Origin of the sequence: Chromobacterium vaccinii (genome assembly GCF_001855275.1) — a bacterium.
Classification (GTDB): Bacteria; Pseudomonadota; Gammaproteobacteria; order Burkholderiales; family Chromobacteriaceae; genus Chromobacterium; species Chromobacterium vaccinii.
In genome coordinates, this window is sequence record NZ_CP017707.1 from 2,151,166 (window position 1) to 2,176,358 (window position 25,193).

At 61.4% G+C, this 25,193-nt stretch carries 26 protein-coding genes; 11 read left to right on the top strand and 15 right to left on the bottom strand.

Going from position 1 to position 25,193, the window contains the following annotated elements:
* The first annotated feature begins 186 nt into the window (after nt 1-186).
* The 8 genes from fdnG (at nt 187) to BKX93_RS10055 (ending at nt 10,173) form a co-directional block, all read left to right on the top strand.
* Complete coding sequence (gene fdnG, locus BKX93_RS10020; protein ID WP_082107299.1) at nt 187-3,243, top strand: formate dehydrogenase-N subunit alpha; 3,057 nt, start codon at nt 187-189, stop codon at nt 3,241-3,243.
* Nucleotides 3,244-3,255: 12 nt separating this feature from the next.
* Nucleotides 3,256-4,143 carry a formate dehydrogenase subunit beta gene (gene fdxH / locus BKX93_RS10025; RefSeq protein WP_046155596.1) on the top strand — a complete coding sequence of 296 codons (888 nt, stop codon included), beginning with the start codon at nt 3,256-3,258 and terminating at the stop codon, nt 4,141-4,143.
* Nucleotides 4,140-4,757 (top strand): formate dehydrogenase subunit gamma, encoded by a 618-nt coding sequence (locus tag BKX93_RS10030; RefSeq protein WP_070979670.1) that lies wholly within the window; start codon nt 4,140-4,142, stop codon nt 4,755-4,757. The genes fdxH and BKX93_RS10030 overlap by 4 nt, the downstream gene beginning before the upstream one ends.
* A gap of 517 nt (nt 4,758-5,274) precedes the next feature.
* Complete coding sequence (gene fdhE / locus BKX93_RS10035; protein ID WP_070979672.1) at nt 5,275-6,165, top strand: formate dehydrogenase accessory protein FdhE domain-containing protein; 891 nt, start codon at nt 5,275-5,277, stop codon at nt 6,163-6,165.
* An 80-nt stretch (nt 6,166-6,245) separates the two neighbouring features.
* The gene (gene rstA / locus BKX93_RS10040; RefSeq protein WP_046155599.1) at nt 6,246-6,959 is read left to right on the top strand and encodes a two-component system response regulator RstA; all 714 of its coding nucleotides are present in this window, start codon (nt 6,246-6,248) and stop codon (nt 6,957-6,959) included.
* Between the two features lie 6 nt (nt 6,960-6,965).
* Nucleotides 6,966-8,240 carry a two-component system sensor histidine kinase RstB gene (rstB, locus tag BKX93_RS10045; RefSeq protein ID WP_031295477.1) on the top strand — a complete coding sequence of 425 codons (1,275 nt, stop codon included), beginning with the start codon at nt 6,966-6,968 and terminating at the stop codon, nt 8,238-8,240.
* A gap of 131 nt (nt 8,241-8,371) precedes the next feature.
* The gene (locus BKX93_RS10050; RefSeq protein WP_070979674.1) at nt 8,372-9,274 is read left to right on the top strand and encodes a hypothetical protein; all 903 of its coding nucleotides are present in this window, start codon (nt 8,372-8,374) and stop codon (nt 9,272-9,274) included.
* Between the two features lie 89 nt (nt 9,275-9,363).
* Entirely contained in the window at nt 9,364-10,173 is an 810-nt protein-coding gene (locus BKX93_RS10055) for a trypsin-like serine peptidase (RefSeq protein WP_070979676.1), read from the top strand.
* Between the two features lie 54 nt (nt 10,174-10,227).
* Here BKX93_RS10055 and rph read toward each other — a convergent pair whose 3' ends face one another.
* The 3 genes from rph to BKX93_RS10070 are packed head-to-tail and all read right to left on the bottom strand — an operon-like array spanning nt 10,228 to nt 12,846.
* Entirely contained in the window at nt 10,228-10,944 is a 717-nt protein-coding gene (gene rph, locus BKX93_RS10060) for a ribonuclease PH (protein ID WP_046159134.1), read from the bottom strand.
* A 52-nt stretch (nt 10,945-10,996) separates the two neighbouring features.
* Nucleotides 10,997-11,875 (bottom strand): PP2C family protein-serine/threonine phosphatase, encoded by an 879-nt coding sequence (locus tag BKX93_RS10065; protein ID WP_070979677.1) that lies wholly within the window; start codon nt 11,873-11,875, stop codon nt 10,997-10,999.
* Nucleotides 11,872-12,846: a serine/threonine protein kinase gene (locus BKX93_RS10070; RefSeq protein ID WP_046168353.1), complete on the bottom strand. Its 975-nt coding sequence runs from the start codon at nt 12,844-12,846 to the stop codon at nt 11,872-11,874. Before BKX93_RS10070 ends, BKX93_RS10065 begins: the two co-directional genes overlap by 4 nt.
* 95 nt (nt 12,847-12,941) lie before the next feature.
* Between BKX93_RS10070 and BKX93_RS10075 the strand changes: the two genes are divergently transcribed.
* Nucleotides 12,942-13,808 carry a YicC/YloC family endoribonuclease gene (locus BKX93_RS10075; protein WP_070979679.1) on the top strand — a complete coding sequence of 289 codons (867 nt, stop codon included), beginning with the start codon at nt 12,942-12,944 and terminating at the stop codon, nt 13,806-13,808.
* A 451-nt stretch (nt 13,809-14,259) separates the two neighbouring features.
* On the opposite strand, the gene BKX93_RS10080 is transcribed toward BKX93_RS10075, so the two are convergent.
* Nucleotides 14,260-15,864: a B12-binding domain-containing radical SAM protein gene (locus BKX93_RS10080; protein WP_052717637.1), complete on the bottom strand. Its 1,605-nt coding sequence runs from the start codon at nt 15,862-15,864 to the stop codon at nt 14,260-14,262.
* Nucleotides 15,865-16,598: 734 nt separating this feature from the next.
* Between BKX93_RS10080 and BKX93_RS10085 the strand changes: the two genes are divergently transcribed.
* Nucleotides 16,599-18,227, top strand: a complete 1,629-nt coding sequence (locus tag BKX93_RS10085) for a methyl-accepting chemotaxis protein (RefSeq protein WP_046158391.1) — start codon at nt 16,599-16,601, stop codon at nt 18,225-18,227.
* A 67-nt stretch (nt 18,228-18,294) separates the two neighbouring features.
* On the opposite strand, the gene BKX93_RS10090 is transcribed toward BKX93_RS10085, so the two are convergent.
* From BKX93_RS10090 to BKX93_RS24635, 3 genes are all read right to left on the bottom strand, one after another.
* Nucleotides 18,295-18,744 carry a hypothetical protein gene (locus tag BKX93_RS10090; RefSeq protein ID WP_145929292.1) on the bottom strand — a complete coding sequence of 150 codons (450 nt, stop codon included), beginning with the start codon at nt 18,742-18,744 and terminating at the stop codon, nt 18,295-18,297.
* A 144-nt stretch (nt 18,745-18,888) separates the two neighbouring features.
* The gene (locus BKX93_RS10095) at nt 18,889-19,158 is read right to left on the bottom strand and encodes a DUF3761 domain-containing protein (protein WP_031295491.1); all 270 of its coding nucleotides are present in this window, start codon (nt 19,156-19,158) and stop codon (nt 18,889-18,891) included.
* Entirely contained in the window at nt 19,159-19,392 is a 234-nt protein-coding gene (locus BKX93_RS24635; RefSeq protein ID WP_145929293.1) for a hypothetical protein, read from the bottom strand. It abuts the gene before it with no gap.
* On the opposite strand from BKX93_RS24635, the gene BKX93_RS10100 reads away from it, so the two are divergent.
* Nucleotides 19,391-19,660 (top strand): HU family DNA-binding protein, encoded by a 270-nt coding sequence (locus tag BKX93_RS10100; RefSeq protein WP_021475323.1) that lies wholly within the window; start codon nt 19,391-19,393, stop codon nt 19,658-19,660. The genes BKX93_RS24635 and BKX93_RS10100 overlap by 2 nt on opposite strands.
* A 67-nt stretch (nt 19,661-19,727) precedes the next feature.
* Here BKX93_RS10100 and BKX93_RS10105 read toward each other — a convergent pair whose 3' ends face one another.
* The 8 genes from BKX93_RS10105 to BKX93_RS10140 form a co-directional block, all read right to left on the bottom strand.
* Nucleotides 19,728-20,594 carry an NAD(P)-dependent oxidoreductase gene (locus BKX93_RS10105; protein WP_070979680.1) on the bottom strand — a complete coding sequence of 289 codons (867 nt, stop codon included), beginning with the start codon at nt 20,592-20,594 and terminating at the stop codon, nt 19,728-19,730.
* Between the two features lie 69 nt (nt 20,595-20,663).
* The gene (locus tag BKX93_RS10110) at nt 20,664-20,999 is read right to left on the bottom strand and encodes an EscU/YscU/HrcU family type III secretion system export apparatus switch protein (RefSeq protein WP_046168351.1); all 336 of its coding nucleotides are present in this window, start codon (nt 20,997-20,999) and stop codon (nt 20,664-20,666) included.
* Entirely contained in the window at nt 20,983-22,047 is a 1,065-nt protein-coding gene (gene fliK, locus BKX93_RS10115; RefSeq protein WP_052717636.1) for a flagellar hook-length control protein FliK, read from the bottom strand. Before fliK ends, BKX93_RS10110 begins: the two co-directional genes overlap by 17 nt.
* Nucleotides 22,044-22,397 carry a DUF2802 domain-containing protein gene (locus tag BKX93_RS10120; RefSeq protein ID WP_046158387.1) on the bottom strand — a complete coding sequence of 118 codons (354 nt, stop codon included), beginning with the start codon at nt 22,395-22,397 and terminating at the stop codon, nt 22,044-22,046. The genes fliK and BKX93_RS10120 overlap by 4 nt, the downstream gene beginning before the upstream one ends.
* A 97-nt stretch (nt 22,398-22,494) precedes the next feature.
* Nucleotides 22,495-22,830: a flagellar protein FliT gene (locus tag BKX93_RS10125; RefSeq protein ID WP_046168350.1), complete on the bottom strand. Its 336-nt coding sequence runs from the start codon at nt 22,828-22,830 to the stop codon at nt 22,495-22,497.
* Between the two features lie 5 nt (nt 22,831-22,835).
* Complete coding sequence (fliS, locus tag BKX93_RS10130) at nt 22,836-23,255, bottom strand: flagellar export chaperone FliS (protein ID WP_046158385.1); 420 nt, start codon at nt 23,253-23,255, stop codon at nt 22,836-22,838.
* Between the two features lie 73 nt (nt 23,256-23,328).
* Nucleotides 23,329-24,699 carry a flagellar filament capping protein FliD gene (fliD, locus tag BKX93_RS10135; RefSeq protein WP_070979682.1) on the bottom strand — a complete coding sequence of 457 codons (1,371 nt, stop codon included), beginning with the start codon at nt 24,697-24,699 and terminating at the stop codon, nt 23,329-23,331.
* Nucleotides 24,700-24,736: 37 nt separating this feature from the next.
* Nucleotides 24,737-25,162, bottom strand: a complete 426-nt coding sequence (locus BKX93_RS10140) for a flagellar protein FlaG (RefSeq protein ID WP_031295495.1) — start codon at nt 25,160-25,162, stop codon at nt 24,737-24,739.
* Between the last annotated feature and the right edge of the window lie 31 nt (nt 25,163-25,193).

The following is a 25,193-nucleotide window of genomic DNA, read 5'->3' on the forward strand; positions in this document are numbered from 1 at the left end:
TTCCATTCGCGCCGTTCATCGCGCAGCCTCCCCGCCCTGGGTTCCGGCTTGCCCCGCAAAAGCCATGTCAATAAGGTGGTCATTACCCCTTCATCGGAGTAGCATAAAAGAATAAAGATTCATAAATAAAATCCATTTGGTTTATCCGTTCGCCTCCGGTAGCGCGGGTACTCTGGAGGAAAGACGATGCAAGTCACTCGACGCCAGCTGTTCAAGCTGACCGCCGCGCAGCTGGGCGCATCCAGCCTGGTCGCCATGGGCTTCGCGCCACAGTTGGCCTTGGCCGAAGTGAGGCAGTTCAAGCTGATGGGCGCGCGCGAAACCCGCAACACCTGTACCTACTGCTCCGTCGGCTGCGGCCTGATCCTGTACGGACTGGGCGACGGCGCCAAGAACACGCACGGCGAGATCTACCATATCGAGGGCGATCCGGACCATCCGGTCAGCCGCGGCTCGCTCTGTCCCAAGGGCGCCGGCCTGCTCGATTTCATCCACAGCCCCAAGCGGCTGAAATACCCCGAAGTGCGCGAGGCCGGCAGCGGCGAGTGGAAGCGCGTCAGCTGGGACGAGGCGATTTCCCGCATCGCCCGGCTGATGAAGGACGACCGCGACGCGCATATCGCAGAAAAAAACGCCGCCGGCGTGCCGATCAACCGCTGGCTGTCCACCGCGATGCTGACCGCGTCGGCCGGCTCCAACGAAACCGGCATCATCTCGCAGAAATTCATCCGCAGCCTGGGCATCGTCGCCACCGACGCCCAGGCCCGCGTCTGCCACGGTCCGACAGTGTCGGCGCTGGCCTCCACCTTCGGCCGCGGCGCGATGACCAACAGCTGGGTGGACATCAAGAACGCCGACTTCATCCTGGTGATGGGCGGCAACGCCGCCGAGGCCCACCCAGTGGGCTTCAAATGGGCGATCGAGGCGAAAAAGACCCGCGGCACGCGGCTGATCGTGGTCGATCCGCGCTACAACCGCACCGCCTCGGTGTCCGACCTGTATCTCCCCATCCGCGTCGGCTCCGACATCGCCTTCCTGGGCGGCGTGATCAACTGGCTGATCAAGAACGACAAGATCCACTGGGACTACGTCAAGGCCTACACCAACGCCGCGCTGATCGTCCGCGACGACTACCGCTTCGACGAAGGCCTGTTCTCCGGCTACGACGCCGCCAAGGGCAAGTACGACAAGAGCAGCTGGAACTATGAGCTGGGCGACGACGGCTACGCCAAGACCGACCCCACGCTGCAACACCCGCGCTGCGTCTGGCAGTTGTTGAAGCAGCATTACGCGCGCTACACGCCGGAAGTGGTCAACAACATCTGCGGCACGCCGGTGGACGGCTTTTTGCAGGTGTGCAAGGAACTGGGCGAGACCGCCCGCCCCGACAAGGCCGGCACCATCCTGTACGCGCTGGGCTGGACCCAGCACACCACCGGCTCGCAGAACATCCGCACCATGGCGATGATCCAGCTCTTGCTCGGCAATATCGGCATGCCCGGCGGCGGCGTCAACGCGCTGCGCGGCCACTCCAACATCCAGGGCCTGTCCGACCTGGGCCTCTTGTCCACCAGCCTGCCCGGCTACCTGACGCTGCCGAGCGAAGCCGACCATCCCGACCTGGCCACCTATCTCGCCAAGACCACGCCCAAGACCCTGCAGGCGAACCAGTTCAACTACTGGAGCAACACGCCCAAGTTCTTCGTCAGCCTGATGAAATGGATGTGGGGCGACAACGCGAGCAAGGACAACGACTGGGGCTACGACTGGCTGCCCAAGTGGGACAAGATGTACGACGTGCTGCACATGGCCGAGCTGATGTACCAGGGCAAGATGAACGGCTTCATCGTGCAGGGCTTCAACCCGCTGGCCAGCTTCCCTGACGCCGCCAAGGTGACCGAGGCCTTCTCCAAGCTCAAGTACATGGTGATCATCGACCCGATCGCCACCGAGACCTCCACCTTCTGGCAAAACCACGGCGAGGCGCACGACGTCGACCCGGCCAAGATCCAGACCACGGTGTTCCGGCTGCCGTCCACCTGTTTCGCCGAAGAGGACGGCTCCATCGTCAACTCCGCGCGCTGGCTGCAATGGCACTGGAAAGGCGCCCAGCCGCCGGGCGAAGCCAGAGGCGACAACGAGATCATCGGCGAATTGTTCGTCGCCATCCGCGACCTCTACCGCAAGGAAGGCGGCAAGCTGGCCGAACCGATCCTGAAAGTGAACTGGAACTACCGCGACCCGAAGGCTCCGACGCCGAGCGAGCTGGCGATGGAGATGAACGGCAAGGCGCTGGCCGACCTGCCGGACCCGGCCGACCCCAGCAAGACCTTGGTGAAGAAGGGCGAGCAGATTCCCGGCTTCGCCGTGCTGCAGGACGACGGCCGCACCGCCTGCGCCTGTTGGATCTTCTCCGGCTGCTGGCCTCAGGCCGGCAACCAGATGGCGCGCCGCGACAATACCGACACCGGCCTCGGCAACACGCCGGGCTGGTCGTGGTCGTGGCCGGCCAACCGCCGCATCCTGTACAACCGCGCCTCCTGCGATCCGTCCGGCAAGCCGTGGGACCCCGCGCGCAAGCTGATCAGCTGGAACGGCGACAAATGGGTGGGCGGCGACGTGCCGGACTTCAAGGCCGACGCCGCGCCGGATTCCGGCATGATGCCCTTCATCATGAACCCCGAGGGCGTGGGCCGGCTGTTCTGCGCCGACAAGCTGGTGGACGGCCCCTTCCCCGAGCACTACGAGCCGATGGAAAGCCCGATCGGCACCAATCCGCTGCACCCCAAGGTGGTGTCCAGCCCGGCGGTGCGGCTGTTCGACAGCGACAAGCAGCGGCTGGGCACGCATAAAGACTTCCCCTACGTCGGGACCACTTACCGGCTGACCGAGCACTTCCAGTTCTGGACCAAGTCGGTGCTGTTGAGCGCCATCGCCCAGCCCGAGCAGTTCGTCGAGATCGGCGAAGCCTTGGCCCGCGAAAAAGGCATCGCCCAGGGCGATATGGTCAAGGTCAGCTCCAACCGCGGCTTCGTCAAGGCCAAGGCGGTGGTCACCAAGCGGCTGATGGCGCTGAAGGTCAACGGCCAGACCGTGCACCAGATCGGCATCCCGCTGCACTGGGGCTGGGAAGGCGTGGCGCGGCCGGGCTACCTGACCAACTCGCTGCCGCCCGCGGTCGGCGACTGCAACACCCAGACGCCCGAGTACAAGGCCTTCCTGGTCAAACTGGAAAAACTGTAAGGAGCCGCCGCCATGCCACTGCAATCATTGGATATCAAGCGCCGCTCCGCCAGCCCGACCGAAAGCCCCAAGGTCCGCCAGACGCTGGAAGTGGCCAAGCTGATCGACACCTCCACCTGCATCGGCTGCAAGGCCTGCCAGGTGGCCTGTTCCGAATGGAACGACATCCGCGAGGAAGTCGGCCACAACATCGGCGTCTATGACAATCCCACCGACCTGTCCGCCAAGGCCTGGACGGTGATGCGCTTCGCCGAGGAGGAAAGCAACGGCAAGCTGGAATGGCTGATCCGCAAGGACGGCTGCATGCACTGCGCCGACCCGGGCTGTCTGAAAGCCTGTCCATCGCCGGGCGCCATCGTGCAATACAGCAACGGCATCGTCGATTTCCACCAGGAAAACTGCATAGGCTGCGGCTACTGCATCGCCGGCTGTCCGTTCGACATCCCACGCATCAGCAAGGAAGACAACAAGGCCTACAAGTGCACGCTGTGCTCCGACCGCGTCGCCGTCGGCCTGGAGCCTGCCTGCGTCAAGACCTGTCCCACCGGCGCCATCCAGTTCGGCTCCAAGGAAGACATGAAGGAAGTGGCGGCGGAACGGGTGGCCGACCTGCAACGGCGCGGTTATCAGCATGCCGGCCTGTACGACCCGCAAGGCGTCGGCGGCACCCACGTGATGTACGTGCTGCACCACGCCGACAAGCCCGAGCAGTATTCCGGCCTGCCGAACAACCCCGAGATCAGCCCCACCGTGCAGTTGTGGAAGGGCTTGCTCAAGCCGCTGGCGACGATAGGCATCGCCGCCGCCGGCCTGTTCGGCTTCCTGCACTACATCAGCGTCGGCCCCAATCGCGCCGACGGCGAAGACGAAAGCGAAACGCGCGAGGAGGACAAGCGATGAAGGAAAAACTGCTGCAACGCTACAGCGTCGCCGAGCGGATCAACCACTGGATCGTCGCCATCTGCTTCGTGCTGCTGGCGCTGTCCGGCCTGGCGCTGTTCTACCCGGCCTTCTTCTGGCTGACCGGCGTGTTCGGCACGCCGCAGCTTACGCGCATGGTGCACCCCTTCGTCGGCGTGCTGATGTTCGTCGGCTTTTTCGTCCAGTTTTTCCGCTACTGGCGGCGCAACCTGATCAACAGCCAGGACATCAAGTGGATGTTGGCGGTGAAGGACGTGCTGCGCGGCCATGAGACGGTGGAGGTAGGCAAGTACAACGGCGGCCAGAAGGCGATGTTCTGGATCATGACCCTGTGCGTGGCCGCCATGCTGGTCACCGGCCTGATCGCCTGGCGCCAGTACTTTTCCGGCTATTTCCCCATCCCGGTGATCCGCCTCGCCCTGCTGCTGCATGCCTGGGCCGCCACCCTTCTGATCGCCAGCATCATCGTCCACGTCTACGCCGCGCTGTGGGTGAAGGGCACGATACGGGCGATGGTGGAGGGGGTGGTCACCCATGCCTGGGCCAAGAAGCACCATCCGGGCTGGTATAAGGAAATGACGGGGAAGAAGTAGTGCCTCTATCCCCAGCTTTCGAAGCTTAATGGAAAGACACCGGCTCACGCCCTTCAAAGTCCCTTTCCCCTTGCGGAGAAGGGGTCGGGGATAGATGCATAGCATGTTGGAACTGGATGGCTTTGTGTCCGCTGCGCGGACGATATGTAGATGCCGGTTCCGCCCGGCAGACGGGCCAGGGGCTGAGCGGCCAGCCCCATCGCTGAGCGAATCGAAGATTCGCACGCAGAGGCGATCCCAGGCCGCCCCTGCAGCCCGCGAAACCCCGACAAAAAAACGGCTGGCAAGGAGCCGCCGGAACTACATGCGTGCGAAGCTTCGATTCGCTCAGCAGTACGCGCTACCGTCGCGCCGCGTCGAACAACCGGCGTCTTAAAACCTTGCCAGCCATTTCTTTGTCGGCGCGAGCTGAAAGGGAAATCGGGTCTCACTGTTGCCGTCTTTTCTGCCCACATACACAACCCCCTGCAGCCTACATTTTAATGAACATAGTCAAAATCAAACCTAGACCTCAACCATGACACCCACCCAACCCATCCTCCCCGCCGAGCAGATCCGCGCCGGCGACGCCCCGCTGATGAGCCTGGCCGTGCTGCGGCCGCCGACCGACATCTTCGCCCGCCGCGCCGCGCGGCTGCTGCAACTGGCCGACGGCCACGCGATGGCCGATTTTCTGCGGCTGTGCGCCGCCATCGGCCAGCAGCAGCAAGCGTTGCACGACGCGTCCCGGCTTGATCCGCGCGCCGCGCTGGAGAAACTGGCCCAGGCGCTGGAGCCGCAGCTTCCGGCCCCGGTTCAGGCCGCGTTGGTGCCCTTGCTGGCGCTGGACGCCGCCGCGCTCAGCCGGCTGGCCGAGCGTCTGATCAATGGCGACTATCCGGCCGATGGCCCCTTGTTCGCCGCGCTGCCGCTGCTGGGCGCCGCGTTGCAGGCTCAGGCCACCCGCAGCATACGGCAGCGGCCGCTGCCTGAGCCGCAAAGCCAGGAGACGCGCTGCCCGTGCTGCGGCGGCCTGCCGCTGGCCTCGCTGCTGCTGCGCGGCGACAGCGGCCACGCCCAGCGCTACGTGATGTGCTCGATGTGCAGCCACGCCTGGCCGGTGGGCCGGGTGCGCTGCCTGGCCTGCGGCAACAGCCGGGATCTGCATTACTACTCGCTGGCGGCGCAGGGCCATGTCCCCGCCCCACCCGACCATCAGCAGCCCCACCAGGAACGCGGCGCGCGCGAAGTGGAAGCCTGCGGCGAATGCCATGGCGCGCTCAAGCAGATTTCCCTGCCGCTGGACGCCGGCGCGGAGGCCGGCGCCGACGACCTGGCCAGCCTGGCGCTGGACCTGCTGGCCGGCGAGGCCGGTTTCGCGCGCATCGGCTTCAATCCGCTGTTTCTGCCCGGCCGGGAGCCCGCCTGAGCGGCTGTCCGCACTTGAGCCGCGGCCCCCGGCGCGAGATACTTGCCGGCAAACCGCCAATCAACCGCATGGATACCCGCATGACCCATCGCATCGTATTCGTCGAAGACGACGCCGACCTCGCCGAACTGATCAGCGATTTCCTGTCCCGCCACGAAATGGAAGTGGTGATCGAACCGCGCGGCGACGCCGCGCTGGACACCATCGCCCGCGAAGCGCCGGACATGGTGCTGCTGGACATCATGCTGCCGGGCAAGGACGGCCTGTCGATCTGCCGCGAGCTGCGGCCCAAGTTCGACGGCCCCATCATCATGCTGACCTCGCTGGACAGCGACATGAACCAGATCCTGGGCCTGGAGCTGGGCGCCAACGACTACATCCTGAAAACCACGCCGCCATCGGTGCTGGTGGCCCGGCTGCGCGCGCAACTGCGCAATCTGCGCCCGGCCCAGCCCGCCGAGGCGCAGCCGGCCAAGGGCTCGCGCAAGGCGGTGTTCGGCCAGCTGTCGATCGATCCGGTCAGCCGCGACGTGGTGCTGGCCGGCGAAAAGATCCCGCTGTCCACCTCCGACTTCGACCTGCTGTGGCTCCTGGCCAGCCACGCCGGCGAAACCCTGAACCGCGACCTGCTGCTGAAGGAAATGCGCGGCGTCGATTACGACGGCCTGGACCGCAGCATAGACGTCGCCATCTCGCGGCTGCGCAAGAAGCTGGGCGACAACCCCAGCGAGCCGTTCCGCATCAAGACCGTGCGCAACCGCGGTTACCTGTTCTCGCTGTCCGGCTGGGAGTAAGCGCGAATGCGCCGCCTTTTCGTCCAGTTCTACCTGCTGCTGATGGCCTGCTTCCTGGTCGCGGTGGTGATGGTCGGCGTGGTGTACAAGCAGGCGGTCGACGACGTCGGCGAACGTTATCTGGCTGACCTGCTGCGCACCACGCTGTCGCTGATCGAGGCCGACCTGCGCGGCGTGCCGGAAGACCGCTGGAGCGAGACCCTGGCCAACGCCGACTACGGCTTCACCTTCCGCGTGAAGGTGGAGAAGATGAGCAACTACATCCTCGATGAAGAATCGAGAGAGGCGCTCGACCGCGGCGAAATCGTGATGCTGGAGGACAAATACCTGTTCCTGCAGAAGCTGCAGGACAGCAACTACCTGCTGGTGGCCGGCCCGCTGCGCTACCTGTTCTTCCTGCACCGGCTCAAGTGGTTCGACTACGCGCTGCTGGGTCTCTTGGGCCTGTCGCTGGCGATTCCGGTGTTCCTGTGGATGCGTCCCCACTGGCGCGACCTGGTGGCGCTGGAGCGCACCGCCGGCCTGCTGGCCAACGGCGACCTGTCCGCCCGCGTCGACCTGCCGCCGCATTCGGGCGTCCACCATCTCGGCGTCGCCTTCAATCACATGGCCGACAATATCGGCGCGCTGATCAACAGCAAGAAGACGCTGACCAACGCTGTCGCCCATGAGCTGCGCACGCCGTTGGCGCGGCTGCGCTACCGGCTGGCGCTGCTGGAGGGCGATGAAGAAGCGCCGGAGCGGCAAGCCATCGAGCGCGACCTCACCGCCATCGACAAGCTGGTGGAGGAACTGTTGTTCCACGCCCGGCTGGACCGCCCCGAGGCGCCGCTGACGCTGAGCAGCTTCAACGCGCTGCCCTGGGCGCGCGACCGCATCGCCGGCCAGGCCGCGCTGGCACAGGAAATCCACTGGATAGAACCGGCCGGCGAAGAGCTCACCATCACCGCCGACGAACACCTGATCACCCGCGCGCTGGACAACTTGCTGTCCAACGCCCGCCGCCACGCCAACGCCGTCGTCGCCACCCACATCCTGGTCGACAAGCAGCAATGCTGCATCATCGTCGACGATGACGGCCCCGGCATCCCGGAGGAAGACCGCGAGCGGGTGTTCGACCCTTTCATCCGCCTGGATGAAAGCCGCGGCCGCAAGACCGGCGGCCATGGCTTGGGGCTGGCCATCGTCGCCGGCATCGCCCGCGCCCACCGGGGCAGCATCAAGGTGGAAAGTTCGCCGATGGGCGGCGCGCGCTTTTTGCTTCGCTGGCCGACAGCCTAATGTACATTTTGTAACATTGAGATACATGCCTGCCCTAGACGCTACATCTTGCCACCGATAGCATTCGCCCTGAATTAGGACTTCTTCGGGTCCGTTTCAACCCAATCGAAAGAAACTTAGGAGTTTCGTAAATGAAAAAGCTGGCTCTGCTCGCCCTGACCGCTGCTTTCAGCCTGGTGTCCGCTAACGGCTTCGCCGCTGAAAAGGCCGCCGCTTCCGCTCCGGCAATCCACAAGGCCAAGAAGGCCGAAAAGAAAAAAGTAGCTTCCGCTCAAAAGGCTCAAGCCGCCAAGGCTGACGCTTCCGCTCCGAAGGCCAAGAAGGCCAAGAAGCACGTAGCCAAGAAGGACGCTTCCGCTCAGAAGGCTCAAGCCGCCAAGGCCGACGCTTCCGCTCCGAAGGCCAAGAAGGCCCACAAGCACGCTGCTAAGAAGCACGCTGCCAAGAAAGAAGCTTCCGCTGCTCAAAAAGCCCAAGCCGCCAAGGCCGACGCTTCCGCTCCGAAAGCCAAGAAGGCCAAGAAGCACGTAGCCAAGAAAGAAGCCTCCGCTCAGAAAGCCCAAGCCGCTAAGGCCGACGCTTCCGCTCCGAAGGCCAAGAAGGCTCACAAGCACCACGCTAAGAAGCACGCTGCCAAGAAAGAAGCTTCCGCTGCTCAAAAAGCCCAAGCCGCCAAGGCCGACGCTTCCGCTCCGAAGGCCAAGAAGGCCAAGAAGCACGTAGCCAAGAAAGAAGCTTCCGCTCAGAAAGCCCAAGCCGCCAAGGCCGACGCTTCCGCTCCGAAAGCCAAGAAGGCTCACAAGCACCACGCTAAGAAGCACGCTGCCAAGAAAGAAGCTTCCGCTGCTCAGAAAGCCCAAGCCGCTAAGGCCGACGCTTCCGCTCCGGCTAAGAAGGCTGCCCACAAGCACGCCAAGAAGCACGTAGCCAAGAAAGAAGCTTCCGCCGCTCAAAAGGCTCAAGCTGCTAAGAAAGAAGCTTCCGCTCCGGCCAAGAAAGCCGGTAAGAAGAAGGCCGCTTCCGCTGCCAAGTAATTCCAGTGCCGACGCCGGCTGATCACTCAGCGGCATAGCATTGCACGGGGCGCTTCGGCGCCCCGTTTCCATTTCCAGGTGCCACCACGATGAAGCTGCCGCGTATCGCCCTCTGCCTCGCCCTGATCCCCGCCCTCGCACAATCCGCTCCGCTCAGCAAAGAGCATAAGATCCTGTTCTTCGGCAAGGACGACCGCGTGCTGGAAAAGCCCGAACGCGCGCCCTGGCGCAGCGTGGGCCAGCTGGAAACCCGTTCCCGCACCATCTGCACCGGCACCCTGGTCGCCCCGGACGTGGTGTTGACCGCCGGCCACTGCTTCGTCGACGAGAAGGGCCGTTTCGACCCCGCCACCAGCTTCACCGTCGGCCTGTGGGGCGACGAATACACGGCGCTGAGCCGCATCAAGGAAGTGCAGGTGGACAAAGCCTTCCTCAAAGGCCTGATCCGCAAACGCGACGGCCTATACATCCCGCCGCGCATCGCGCCTCGCGACTTCGCCTTCGTGCGGCTGGCCACGCCGCTGGGAAACAGCCAGGGCACGGTGCCGGTGTTTTCCGGCGACGCCCAGGCATTGAAAACGCTGCTGGCCAGACAGAACTGGACCATCACCCAGGGCGGCTACCCGGTGGACGACCAGCGCCATCTGCGCGCCCACCATGGCTGCAAGGCTACCACGCTGCGCGGCGACGGCCGCCTCACCCATCGCTGCGACACGCTGGAAGGCAATAGCGGCTCGCCGATCTTCGTCATCGACGCCAAGGGCCAGGCCACCATCGTCGCGGTGCAAAGCTCGGCGCCGCCGGCCGCCCGCCGCAAGCTGGAAGACAATATGAGCGTGTCCGCGCCGGTGTTCCAGCAGGCGCTGCAGGCCTTCATCGCCAAATCGGCCAAAAAATGAAAAAGCCGCCCAAAGGCGGCTTCTCTCCATCCAGCGGATGTCAGTCAGCTAGTTTCAGGCTTTCAATGCCCGCCGCTGATGCTCCAGCAATTCGGTAATGCCGTTGCGCGCCAGCGCCAGCATCGCCGCCATCTCCTCCTCGCTGAACGGCTCGCCCTCGGCTGTGCCCTGCACTTCGACGAAGCGGCCGCTGCCGGTCATCACCACGTTCATGTCGGTTTCGCAGTCCGAGTCTTCCAGATAGTCCAGATCCAGCACTGGCAGGCCCTTGTACACGCCCACCGACACCGCCGCCACCTGATCGCGCAGCGGGTTGGCGCTCAGCTTGCCGGCGTCGATCAACCCCTGGATCGCGTCGGCCAGCGCGACATAGGCGCCGGTGATGCTGGCGGTGCGGGTGCCGCCATCGGCCTGGATCACGTCGCAGTCAATGACGATCTGGCGCTCGCCCAGCTTGGCCAGATCCGTCACCGCGCGCAGCGAGCGGCCGATCAGGCGCTGGATCTCCTGGGTGCGGCCGGATTGCTTGCCGGCGGCGGACTCTCGGCGCATCCGGCTGCCGGTGGAGCGCGGCAGCATGCCGTACTCGGCGGTCACCCAGCCCTGTCCCTTGCCCTTGAGAAAAGACGGCACCGTTTCCTCGACGCTGGCGGTGCAGATCACCTTGGTATCGCCGAACTCCACCAGCACCGAACCTTCGGCATGCTTGGTGTAGGAGCGGGTCAGACGCACGACGCGCATCGCGTCGGCACTACGTTCGGAAGGTCGCATGATGGCCTTTGGAGGAAGAAATATCGGTGGCGATTATAACAGCCGCGCGCGCTCAGCTGTCCTTGCCCACCTGGCTGGCCAGTATTTCCTGGTGCATGGTCGCCAGATTGGATTCCACGATCAGCCTGTCCGCCTTCTGCGGCGGCGTCTTTTCCGTGTCCAAAACGTCGTCGCGCTCGCCCAGCGCCAAGTCGTCCTCCAGCAGCGTCACCGCCACCGCCGACAAATTGTCGCCGCCATTGCCCGCGCGCCGCTCGGCCACATTGATCAACGCCGGCATCACCTGGTTGACGCTGCGGCCGGCGAACACCTTTTCCAGCTCCGCATCCTGCACCTGCGACCACAAGCCGTCGGTACAAAGCATGATGGAACAGCCGGGTCCGATATCCTGCCGCTCGCCGATGTCGATGTCCGGCTCGCTCGACGCGCCCAGGCAGTTGTAGATCTTGTTGCGCTCGGGATGGGTTTTGGCGGCCTCCTCGGTCAGCAGGCCCTGATCGATCAGCCGCTGCACTTGGGAATGGTCGCGCGAGCGCAGGCGCAGACCGCCGCCGTCCAGCAGATACAGCCGGGAATCGCCGACATGGCACCAATACAGATAGCCATGCTGCAAAATGGCCACCACCACCGTGGTGCTGGGCACGTCGGGCAGCCGGTGGTCGGTCGCGTATTCCAGAATCACCTGGTGCACCGAGCTGATGGCGTTCACCAGGAAACGGTTGGGATGGCTGAGCGTCGGCGCCGCCTGCTGGTAGAACAACTCGCACAGCAGATCCACCGTGATCTGCGCGGCGACTTCGCCGCGCATGTGTCCGCCCATGCCGTCGGCCATCACCAACATCACCGTATCCTGAGTATGCGCAATGGCCAACCGGTCCTGATTGTAGCTGCGCCCCCCCACCCGGCTTTCCTGAAAGATAGAAAGCTTCATTCCTGTCCCTCTTTATGCCGGCCGCCGGCCAGGCCTTTTATCCAACCCACCAGACGATTGCCCTCTCCCGCTGACAGGCGCTCCGGTTGGCTGTACTCCGTCTGCTGCAGTATCTTCTGAATCTCCAGCACCGATGCCGGCCGCAGGTTCGGCTCCAGGGTCAGGCAACGGTCGCACAAGGTGGTCAGTTCGCGTGAATACTGGCAACGGAAAGCCTGGCTGGCCGGCACCAGCAAATCCTGTTCTCGCCGCTCTCTGGCGGCCTGCGGCGTCTCGCCTCCCATGCAGACGTACAGGCAGGCGCCTATCCCGTAAATATCGGTCCATGGCCCCAGCGGCTGGTCTTTCTCGTACTGCTCCGGCGCAGCAAAGCCCGGCGTGTACATCGCGGCGAAGTGCTTGTCCTTGCGCGACAGCGTCTGCCGCGAGGCGCCGAAATCCAGCAGCAAGGGCACGCCGCTGCGCCGCAGGTAGATATTGGCCGGCTTGATGTCCAGATGCAGCAGCCGCTGGCTATGCACCTCGCGCAATCCTGACAACAGCGCGGCGAACCACTTGCGGATCAGCCTCTCCTCCATCCGCCCGCCAACCAGCTCCAGCTCCCGCCCGAGCGAGCGGCCGTCGGCATACTCCATCACCATGTAGACCGTCTGGTTCGCCCGGAAGAAGTTGCTCACCCTCACCACCGCCGGGTGGGATATGCCCGATAGCACCCGGCCCTCCTCAAAAAAGCATTTCAGCCCCAAGTTGAAGGCGTCGCGATCCAGTTCGTGCGGCACCGTTATCGCGCAATCCTGCTTGCGCTCCGCCAGATTGCGGGGCAGATATTCCTTGATGGCAAACTTGCGATCGTCATCATCCAAGGCCAGGTAAACAACGCTGAAGCCACCCACCGACAGTTGGCGCACAATCGTGTACTCGGCGAGCCGATAGCCTGCCGGAAGCGGAGTCTGCTTGCTGGATTGAGTCATCGAATGGCAGTTGTTATAGTGTCCACTGGCCCTGAATTGAGCTTAGCAAAGCAATTCGGGCCCAGCATTCGAAAATACCGATACAGGAGCTCCGCATGATATTGAGCATGACTGGCTTTGCCGCCGCCACCCGGGAATTCCCTGGCGGGATGTTGAGCCTGGAAATCCGCGCCGTCAATCACCGCTACCTGGACATCCAGATGCGCCTGCCGGAGGAACTGCGGATCATCGAACCGCAGCTGCGCGAGCAGATTGCCGCCCGCGTCACCCGCGGCAAGCTGGAGTGCCGCGTCGGCCTCAATCAGGTGGACAGCGCCGCGCCGACGCTGGAATTGAACCAGGCCTTCCTGAGCCGCCTGCTGGAAGTCTCGCGCGAGGTGCAAAAGCAGAACAGCGAAAGCAAAGGCCTGTCGGTCGGCGAACTGATGCGCTGGCCTGGCGTGCTGAAAAGCAACGAACTGGCGCCGGAGGTGCTGCACCAGCTGTGCCTGGATGCGCTGCAGACCGCGCTGGCAGACTTCAACGCCTCGCGCGGCCGCGAGGGCGAGAAGCTGAAGGCGGTGCTGATCGAGCGCATCGAGGCGATGGACGCCATCGTCGCCGCCATCAAGCCCAAGCTGCCGCAAATCCTGGAGAACTACATGGCCAAGCTGTCCGGCCGCCTGCAGGAAGCACTGGGCAGCGTGGATGAAGACAGGCTGAAACAGGAATTCGCGCTGTTCGCGCAAAAGATAGACGTGGACGAGGAGCTGTCGCGCCTGACCACCCATCTTTCCGAAGTGCGCCGCATCCTCAAGTCTGGCGGCCAGTCCGGCAAGCGGCTGGATTTCCTGATGCAGGAACTGAACCGCGAGGCCAACACGCTAGGCTCCAAGTCGGTGTCCACCGACACTACCCAGGCCTCGGTAGAGCTGAAGGTGCTGATAGAGCAGATGCGCGAGCAGATTCAAAACATCGAGTAAGCTCTCACGCCGTATCATGGCGTGTCAGCAAAACCACAGAAGCCCCGCAAACCGGGGCTTTATTCATTGCAAATCGTGTCATGGAGTGTCAACAAAGCGCACGCTTGCCGTGTACCCAAGGATGTGCCCAGAGTACTTTTCACAGGCTCGTTTGGGTACACCCGCTCTATTCGCTGTTCAGATTTTTGACATTCCAGCAGCGATGCGGGCTTGAGGCGTCCACTCAGTATTCGAGGTGGAACATGAGCAAGCAGATCAAGGCCTGGATCAAAGCCTGGTAGCGATTTGAGCGCCATTGCCATGGCAGTGGTCTTTGGCTGCGTTTTCGCAACGCCGCTTCCCCCTCCCTGCCATCGCCATGAGCTCATGACTCACATCGGGGACCCAAAATGCCAAGAGCCGCCCTCTCTCCAGAAAGGACGGCTCATGGCGCCCGCCTATATATCCTGCGCTAGCCTGTTTTCAACTCGGCCTCAGTCCAATCCCGGAACGCCAAGGCATGATCCTGAAAATATTTACTCCAGAAGGGCGTCGCTTGCACCATGTCCTCCAACCGGGTCCATAGTTCCTCATCAACCGGCCCAACGCCCATCAATCTCTTGCACTCAATGATTTTATACATCGCCAGAGCATGGTCATTACGCAACAACAAGACATTCTCGAATGTCTCCAATGCGCGCTCATAGTTTCCGTATTTGATATCGGAGTTTCGCAGAAAATTCATTTCCAAATTGATGTCATAAGCGATGGACTCAATTTGCGCAGGAGTAAAGTCCTTAGTTTCGACTACGCATCGCTTATAGCCCGCCATGCGTATATCGCCTTTTATCTGCCCATTTTTGACCGCATTTATGTACATCTCGCTGCCCGCCAATGGCGTCGCAACGTTGATCCGATACCAGTTCGCATCCAGAGAGCGCAGGAATTCCCGGGTATCGTTGATGTCATTCAATGTTTCGCCAGGCATGCCGATGATGATGTTGCAATCGGTGTAGATTCCCAAATCCCGGCAGTCCTCGACCACCCGGTTTGTGATCGACAGCTTCAGCGGCTTTCTCATTACCTCCTTCAGCACTCTTGCGCTGCCGGACTCGACTGCGAGCGTCAACTGCCTGACGCCGGTACGATGCAACTCCTCCAACATGGGCCTATCAAGCGCATACAATGCAAGCGCATTCGGGAAGAAACAGGTCAAATTCAGCTTTTGCGCGATTTTCAAAACGCTGGCGGCCCACTCTTTGTCCCAAAGAAACATATCATCTTCGATAACCAGCGTATTGGGAGCATACTTTTCACATAGATCGAATAACTCGCGCTCTATCCTCTCTATCGTGAAGCTTCGCATTTTCCGTCCATGCACCGTATGCGCGGCGCAGAATGTGCAATGAAATGGACAGCCTCTGCTCCCCATGTACGTAATATAATTTGTTCTATCACCAATGGAAGTGTATGCCTTGATGGTTGGATTAAGGTGGTAATCCTTCAGATCAATGCAGTCATAATCCAAATCGGGAATCTCATCCAGATTAGAAATAAAGTTATGCTGATACATCGCACCCTGCTTCAGATTCTCTTTTGTGATCCATTGAGCAGAGCCATTGCAATAATCAGCCTTGTTTTCCGCCGCCATCAGTTCTGTAATAGGCAGCTCGCCTTCGCCAAAGCAGAGCGCATCAAACGCATCCGGACTATCGGAGAAAAGCTCTCGATACATGGTTGTCGGCAAGTTACCGCCGCATATTCTGAATGCGTCCGGGAAAATATTTTTAGCGACTGCAGCCAATGCCAAAAGGTTGTCATAGCCGGTAATGAAAAGCGATGAAAACCCTATCAAATCCGGCTCGAATCCAGACTGTTTTATAGACAGAAAAACCTCTTCAAACCAGTCATGGAACGAGGTTGCCTCCGGGCTATCCCATGTTTTATGTATTTCCGTATTGAAATCTACAACCTGAACCTCGGCATTGCATCTATCTTTCAACCAGGCGCTGATGGTCAAGACACCGAGAGGAACATCGGTGATCAGAACACCATATTTCCGTCCATTCTTGTGCATCCAGTATTTGCTGTTTGCGGACGGATTGACAAACGCCTCGAAGGTGATGTTAGGCGGGATAATCAATAAACACTTGGAAGACATTACTGACCTCGCTAACTTGCAATGAGAGGATTACATCGATATTAGGCATCGACATTGTCGCCAACGCCCCTCATATGTCACATTTATTGCCCTATTACAACATCACCATGATTGGGCAGATATTACGCCCAATCTCCGCAAAAGTACGAGCCGGTTCAACAGTGGCCAAGAGGCCCCAACTGCGCAACCGAGAACGAGCCCCACACGCGCCATGGCGAAGGACGCTCACGCATTCTTGCAACGCTTCCTAAAGGATATCGGCGGCAAGCCGGCAATCTCAAGCCGCTCCTACCACACGACAGCAAGGTCTTGCCCTTGGACGATCACTCGCGGCATCCAAAACCAAAGCCGGGCAGCCTCTTGCAGGCCTGGCGCGCCTTACGCCACGCTCGAGCATGCCCAGCGCATCCATAAACGAAGAGAGATCGCACGCCGGCACGCCGTTTCCACAGCCAAACAAGCCGTCATGGATTCTTCGTTCTAGACCAAACGCTCTCCGCCCCCAGTCCAGGCTGGCTCCCCGCAGGCAACGCCCCGGTCTTGCCACCGGAGCCACAGATGCCGGAAACCGGTTGTCCTGCCATTCAGCACCTAATATGAAAATGGCTTTTCACATCCTAATGTAGATGAATAAACCATGGAGAAGGACAATGCTTTATCAACTGACAGTCCGGCAGAAGCTCTTCATCGGCTTTGGTTCAGTGCTGATGATGCTGTTGGCCGTGGTGATCGTGGCGATGTTCAAAATGGATGGCATTCAGCAGAAATCGCGAGACATCATTGAGAATCGCTATCCCAAAGTGATGCTGATCGACCGCATCACGATCACCACCTTGGATATCGGCCGCGGCGTGCGCAACGCCATCATCACTACCGAACCGCAAACGATAGAGTCGGAGATCGCCCAGGTGGAAAGCCTGCGCGCGAAAAATACGGAAAACCTGAGCAGTCTGGACAAGGTCGTGGTGACTCCGCGGGGCCATGAGCTGATGGAGAAAGTAAAGCAGGCGCGCGCCGTGCTGGGCCAGCAATACGCGCCTTTGTATCAATTGGCCCGCTCGAATAAAAACGGCGAAGCCTATGTTTTCCTGAAACAGCATTTCGCCCCGGCCAACAATGCCTTCATGGCAGCGTTGCGAGAGCTGGCTCAATACCAGGAAGAAAGAATGCAGAAAGCGGTTCAGGACGGCCAGGACAGCTATGCCCAGGCCCGCAACCTGATGACTGCGGTGGCGTTGCTGTCGCTGACGCTGGGCGCGATGGCAGCATGGTTCATCTCCCGCCAGATCACCACGCCGCTGCACCGATCGGCGCAACTGGTGCATCAGATCAAACAGGGGGACCTGTCCGGCGCCGACGAGCCGCTGCCGGCCGCGCGCGACGAGGCGATCACCATCGCCCGCGACATCCAGGACATGCGCAAGGGACTGCGAGAAGTCGTGTCCAACATCCAGCAAAACGCGCACAACGTGTCCAACGCCGCCCGCGAATTGGCCAGCATGTCGGAAGAAGTGGCCGGCGGCGCGCAGCGCCAGTCCGAAGCCACCACTTCGGCGGCCGCGACCATCGAGCAATTGACGGTCAGCATCAACCACGTCGCCGACAACGCCGACCAGGCATCCGGCCAGGCGCGCGCCGCCGGGGAGCTGGCTAGCCGCGGCGGCCACAATGTGCAAGCCTCCGTCGGCCAGATCGGCACCGTGACGCAGTCTGTCTCCAGCACCTCGGTGCAGATGCGGTCGCTGACTGATGAAGTGCAGCGCATCGGCAATATCGTCACCGTGATCCGCGACGTGGCCGACCAGACCAATCTATTGGCCCTGAACGCGGCGATCGAAGCCGCCCGCGCCGGAGAAATGGGCCGCGGCTTCGCCGTGGTGGCGGACGAGGTTCGGAAGCTTGCAGAGCGCACCACCAGTTCGGCTCAGGAAATCACCCAGATGATAGGAGCGATCCAGCAGAACGCCCACCGGGTAGTGGACAGCATGGCGGGCAGCCTGACCAGCGTGGAGGCAGTCTCGGGCAGCGCCAATGAGGCGAGCAGCTCGATGCAGGAAATCGAGAGCAGCACCCAATCCATCGTCGGCACCATCGCCAGCATCACCTCCAGCCTGGCGGAGCAACGGGCGGCCAGTTTGACGCTGGCGCAGAACATGGAGCAGGTGTCTCAGATGGCGGAACAGAACAGCGCGACGGTGGAGGAGCTGGCCACTACCTCGAGCGAGCTCAATTCCCTGTCGCAGAATCTGCAGCATGTCACCGCCCGCTTCAAATTGTGAGCGCAGGTCCGGCAGGCGATAAAACGGCGGCGGGTCTCTAGCCCCGCCTAGCGAATTGACCGCTCGGTCAGCGCGCCGCTAGTTGCGCCCGCGCCTGGCTTCGCGCCTGACGAGCAGCCGCGTCGGCATCCACTCCCGGCTTCAACGCATGAATGGCCTGGCCCAATGAATCACCGGACATCATCTTGCCTTTGAGTTCGCCGAAGGGAATGCCTAGATTGCTGCTGACGTGGACCGCCGCCACGAAGCTGCCCAGATTGCGGAAGCCGGCGGCGGCTTGCTGCACATCGGTGCCCGGCGGCAACTTCGCGGCCAAGCTGGCGGACAGCCGGGAATCACTGGCCAGCTTGTCCGGGACGCGCTTGCTTGAGGCCGCATCCGTCGCCCCCATTCCCGCGTGGGCCGCGCCATTGCCCTCGCCCTGCCCATGGCCACCGCCATGCCCGCCAGGCGCAGACCACGCAGCCGGTCCCGCCAGCGCGAGCGCCACGCACAATAAGCAACTGATCGATCTCATCGATCTCATCGATCTCATCGATCTCATCGCTCACTCCTCCATCCCGCGTCCGGATCGGTGAACTACTTTGATATGGGATATCCCAGAAAATTCCTTACCAGACAAAGACTCGAACAACCGCCATTTCAATACCGCACCCCGCCATCAGCGATACCATTCCGCCACGCCTCGATGGCCGGAACAGGTGCCTCGATGGTGGGTGCTGAAGCTGTAGCTGCCATCTCGGCAGCGGGCGGTGGCGTTGGCCGGCTTGCTTTTGGCGTGGATGGGTTTATGCACCCGCACGCCATCATGATTGACGTAGCTGTCTTCGGTCACCAGATTGCTGGACCCCGCCACTCGCTTGGCCATGGCTGGCTGCCAGGATAAGGCCAATACTGTCGCCAACACGGCGATTCTCGCTGCTGCCAACATTCACGCTCCTTGAGATTCCATGCCGCAAACACGGCATTCAAAACTTAACCAAACTATCTCGAACATGATAATCCATGGAAAATCAGATAGAAACGCTCCTTTTCTTGCGGCGGCCATGCCACGGCCAAGGATATGGGATGGACATTTACAAGCCGGCCCTTCTTTTTTACCTTTATTCGCAGCGTAAAATCGCAGAAAATGAGGTTTTACTCCTATTGAAAGATTCATCGCCATGACCAAAGCCGAACTGATTGCCCTTCTCTCCGACAAGTCCGGCCTGACCAAAGCCGATGTGCTGCGCGTTCTGGGCGCTTTCGACGAAGTGCTGCTGGACACCCTGGCCAGCAACGGCGAGATCAGCATCGTGGCCGGCAAGTTCAAGGTAAAGGAAACCTCCGCCCGCACCGGCCGCAACCCGAAGACCGGCGAAACCATCCAGATCGCCGCCAAGCGCAAGGTTTCCTTCGTCGCCAGCAAACAGCTGAAAGACCGCATCGCCTGATGCGAGCATGACCCGGATATGAAAAGGGCCGCGATATCGCGGCCCTTTTTGCGTGCAAGCGTGAAAGTCAGTTCTCCTGCCAGATCAATCTGGCGATGGCCGAGGAGTCCAGCTCGCCGTCGCCCTGCGCCACCAACTGGTCTATCAGCTGCATCGTGCGCTCCGCCGCCGGCAGGCTGATGCCCTGCTCGCGGGCGGTATCGATCACGATATGCATATCCTTGGCGTGCAGCTTGGCCTTGAAGCCCGGCGCGTAGTTGTCGTCTATCATCCGCTGGCCATGGACATCCAGCACCCTGCTCTGGGCGAAACCGCCCATCAACGCGGCCCGCACCGGGCCGGGATCCACGTCGCAGGCCTTCGCCAGCTTGACGATCTCGGCGACCGCGGCCACGCCGACCGCCACCGCGATTTGATTGCAAGCCTTCGCCACCTGACCGGCGCCGCTGGCGCCGATGTGGGTGATGGTCTGGCCCATCGCCTGCAGCGCCGGACGCGCTTTTTCAAGCGCCTCGGCCTTGCCTCCAACCATGATGGTCAGCGTGCCGTTGACCGCGCCGACCTCACCGCCGGACACCGGGCAATCCAAGAAATCGATACCCTGTTTCTCAAGCGCGGCGGCGATGCGGCGCGCGCCATTGGGCGCGATGGTGCTCATGTCGACGCATACCAGGCCTGGCCGGGCGCCATTCGCCGCGCCCTGCTCTCCCAGCAGCACCGCCTCGACATCGGCGGTGTCCGAGACATTGGTCACCAGCACGTCCACCTGGCCAGCCAATTCGGCCGGACTGGCCGCCCAGGCTGCGCCGGCCGCCAACACGTCGTCCGCGCTCTGCCGCTTGCGCGCCCACACGCTGACGTCAAAACCCGCCTTCAACAGATTGAGGACGCAGGGACGCCCCATGATGCCCAGACCGATATAACCAATGCGCATTCCGCTCTCCGATAGAAAAACAGCGATCGGACGAGGATAGGGGATTGTCGATGACGGCGCCAGAGGCGCTCAGGGATTGCCGGCAGGTTCGCGGCGTCCGGCCGACCAGTCTTCGAACGCCGTGTCCTTGCCCCCGGCCTGGCGTTCCAGGTAATAGATGAAAGCCAGGATTTCGGCGACGGCGCGGTACAGCTCGGGAGGAATATGCTTGTCCAGGTCGACTTGCATCAACAGCGACACCAGTTCAGGCGAATCGTGGACGAACACGCCGGCATCCTGCGCGCAATCGATGATGCGCTGGGCCATCTGGCCATAACCCTTGGCCACCACCCGCGGCGAATGCTGGCCCTCCCGATAGGACAGGGCGACCGCCGAGCGGCGCTTGTCGTCATTCTGCTGATTCATGCTGCTTCACTACCAGGCTGGCCAGATTCAGACCCGCGGCGGCCATGCCGCTCTGCAAACGGGCCGCGTTGCGCTGTATCATCTGTCCGGTTTCCCCTTCATCGGCGCTGAACATCACTTGCACCGACTGTCCCACCATCCTCAACCGGACACCCATGCCGCCCAAAGATGGCAATTCCAGCGACAGGCTAGTGTTCCACACTGGAATCTCCTCCTCCCCGCTGCCTTGCCTCTCGTTCTCGGCCTTTTCCTGCTCGATCTGCAGCTGCATCGGCTGCCCCGGCCAAGCCAGGCCCTGAAACTGCATCGTTCGGTTCTCCAGGCCATCCAGCTGGCGTTGCACCAAGCTGCCCAGCTCCTGCATCTGCGGCTTGAGCTGGCTGCTTTTCTGGTCATCGTCCAAAATATGCAAAGGCACGCTCAGCTTGGCCTGCGGCTCAAGCTTCAGATGCTCCAACGGGTGCTGGCCGTTGCTGAAGTCCTTCAAATGAGATTCGTAAAACAGGCCGCTCTGCTTGACGTCCTGCTGCAGCTGCTTGGCCACCTGCGCCGGCGCCTGCTGGGCAACATCCAGTTGCAAGGGCTTGCCGGCAGCCCGAGCGGAAGAGCCTGCAGCATCCGGAGTCGCCGACTCGGAAGACGTAAGCAACGCGGTCAGGTAACGGGATGCCTGGCTGAGCTTGACTGCGACCGAGCCATCCTGCGGCGCGGCGGCGGCGCCATCCTTGCCGCTGTCCAGCAAAGCGAAGGTCAGCGACGGCTGCAGCGACACCACCTTCAGATTGAGGGTATCGCCGGAAGGATTGGCCCCTTGCGGGAGGCTGAGCGTGAACAGCGCGTTCTTGATCAGCACAGCCAACTGATTATTGCCCAGCTGATCCGCTACCTTGGCGGTCAGCAGTTCACCCACCATAAGCGACGGCAGCTTGGACGGCTGGCTGAGAGCCTCCAGCAGCCGGGAGCCGTCTATCGAGGTTCTCAGCGGATTGGCGGTCGGCGCCGAACCCTGCGTATTGACGGGAAGATTGGTGGGCAGCGATGGAATCATGAAGTCGGGCTATTACGGTAAAGGGATACGATCAACTCCGCCTCGCTGCGGGAAATACCGCAACGCGACGCCACTTCGGAAGCGGTCAGCCCTTGCCGGATCATCTCGATCGCCTGATTGTACGGACTCAATCCCGGATCGCTGTGATTGCGGTTCTCCGCTCTCGACTGCAGGCGGGAAACATCGCGCTGCAAAGCGCTGATCTGCTGCTGCAATTGATCCAGATACAGAGAAGTGACGCTGTCGCGCTTGCTTTCCAGTCTCTGCAGCCGGCTGTACAAATAGGCGACCACCGCCGCCAACGCGAGCCACAATAAGACCATCAGGTAAGGAAAGAAGGCGCCGGACATGGAGATTGCCCCTAGGGTGAGATCCACACTGACTTAAGTGTATGGCGAAATGCGGCGCAACCCAAGCCAAAACCCGGCGCTTGAATGCTGCCCGCGCTCATCCCTTGTACTGGCGGCGAAGCTTGGAACTCTGGCTGAGCGTGCGCAGCTCGCTCTTGACCTGGCCAGCCCAGTTGGCCAGCTGGCGCTGGGTTTCTTCACGCACGATGAGAACCCTGCGCAAGGTCTCGCGCTGCTCTTCGCTCAGACTGCTACGCGCTTCCTCCGACTCCAGCTGCTTCAGCAATTGCTGCACGCCGGACTCGCTCCGCCCGTGCAGCTCCGTGAACCGCGGATGATCGCGCTTGGACACCGCCTCCAGCATCTGCCTGCTCAAAGGCTCCAGCTCGTCGATCAAAGCCGGCAGGCCGCGCTTTGCCCTGGGTCCCGCCATCGCCGTCACTCCCCGCTCTGGCCGGCCGCCTGCTGTTGCGCCGCGCCGCTCCGGTCCACTTGCTGCCAAGCCGGAAGAATGGTTTCCAGCAAGCCTTTCACCTCCGCCAGAATTTCTTTGTCATTCTTAAGGCTGGCCTTGGCCAGCCTGAGTTTCATATACAGGTACAGATCATTCAGATTGGATGCGGCATCGGAAGCCTGATCCAATTCCAACGCGACGCGCAGGCCCTCCAGAATATCAACCGTCTTGCTGATCATCCGGGCCTTTTCCTCAAAACGACCGCCATCAATCGCCACGGCCGCCGAAGCCAGGGCCTTGATCGCACCCTCGTACAGCATCACAACGATTCCGACCGGACTCGCCCCATACACGGCAGTCTTCAAGGCGTCGTTGGCGTACGCCTGATTGAACTGCTTAAGCATCCGAGAATTCAGCATGGGTCACCTTCAAATATTGCGGGCGGACGATCCGCAAAGACGTCCGCCCATTTTCAACTTATCTGCTGGAAATCATATTGAACAGGCTGTTGGAGCCCGACTGCATTTGCGTCAAAGTCTTGTTCAAATTCGTGTACTGCTGCAGCAACTGCGATTGCTTGGTATCCAGGCGCGCCTGCAAAGAACTCTGCAACTGGGTTTCTGTGCTGACCTTCGACCTGATGGTCGATTTGCTGGTTTCAATCACGCCGCTCGGTCCGAGCATGCTGTTGATTTCGTTATTGAAACGTTGGGCGAAACCGGTATTCGCACTGTTGCCGAACAGATTGGTCACCGCCTGCTTGTCTTTCTGCAGCGCATCGTTGAAGGCCGTCTGATCCAATTTCAGCGTGCCATCCTTCTGCAAGGAAATGCCGACCTGAGCCAAGAAAGCGTAGGATTTTACCGGGTCCACACCCGCCACCGGCGTACTCAATACCTGCTGCAGCCGGCTCTGTATATCCAGCACCGACGCGCTACCTTTCAACACGCCGCCGCGGGCGGCCTTCACGTCGCCAACCACCTGATTGTAAGCGTCGACGAAAGACTGCAGGTTCTTGCCCACCCCCGCGCTGTCCGGCGACATCGAAACCGTGAACTCGCCGGCCTTGTACAAATCGATGTCGACCCCAGGCACTGCGCTGGACACCTTGTTGCTGCCCGCCGTGATCGCGACGCCATTCACCGTCAGCTTGGCATTGCCCGCATTGCGGGATTCAGTCCCTGCGGCAGCGCTCTGCGACAACCCCGCCAGCGTGGAGCCCGTCGTGGAGTTCGAGTCGCTGCTGCCGGTGCCTGAGACGATCTTGAACTCGTTGTCGGTGCCGGATGACGCGGAATTCAACACCAGCTTGTATTCGCCATTGTTCTGGACGACCGTGGCGTTGACACCGATGCCGGCCGCATTGATCTTGTCGTTGATCGTCTGCAGAGAAACCGCGTCGCCCGGATTGTCGCGCAATTTGACGGTCTGGGTCTTGCCGTTGATCTGAAACGAAATCGTGTCCGGCGCGCCGCTGACAGCCGCTTTGGGATCTTTGATCGAGGCGCCGCCCGACTGGTCGAACACCAGTTGCCGGCTGCTGGCCAGATTGTCGACCTTGATCTGATAGGTGCCGGGGCTGCCGCCGCTGGTCGCGGTCACGGCACCCATCGAAGCATCGCTGACCGACGCCTTGAATACCTGCAGGAAACGACCGGAAGACAAGCTGGACAAAGCCGTCTGCAATGCAGACAGGGAGGAGCTTAGCTTGCCTACCGTACTGAGCTGGGTATTGTATTGGTCGGCCCGCTTCTGACTCGCGTTCAGAGGCTGCCGCTCGATCATCATCAACTGGCTGACGATGCCCTGTACATCCAATGCGCCCACGGAACTGGTAATGGCTGTCATGTTATCCCCATGTTATCGCCGCATCGGGACAAATAGATCAGGCTTTGTCCTTCAGCAATAGGCCCTTGAAGTCGCCGATCGCCTTGGCGATGCGCAACGCCTCTTCGGACGGAATCTGACGAATGACCTTGTTGTTCTCCTTGTCGACCACCTTCACCACCGTGGATCCGGTGTCTTTGTCGACGGAAAACTGCAAGGAACTGCTGTAAAGCGCCGCCGTGTTGTTGAGCTGGCTGACGGAATCCTGCAACTGCTTGCTCAACGATTGCTGCTTCTGCTGCGAGTCCGCAGTGGACTGCTGCTGCTGGCTCTGCCCAGCCGCGGCAACAGCTTGCGTCGTATCGGCCAGAACGGGCTGGCTCTGGTCATTGGATGATGCCTGGTTCAACTCTACCAACTGCTGACGGGGTACCGGAGCGGCCGTCGTCGGCGCGGCTGGCGATAATATGGAAGGGATTTGCATGATTACGCTCCTCATGGCCACAGCTCCGGTT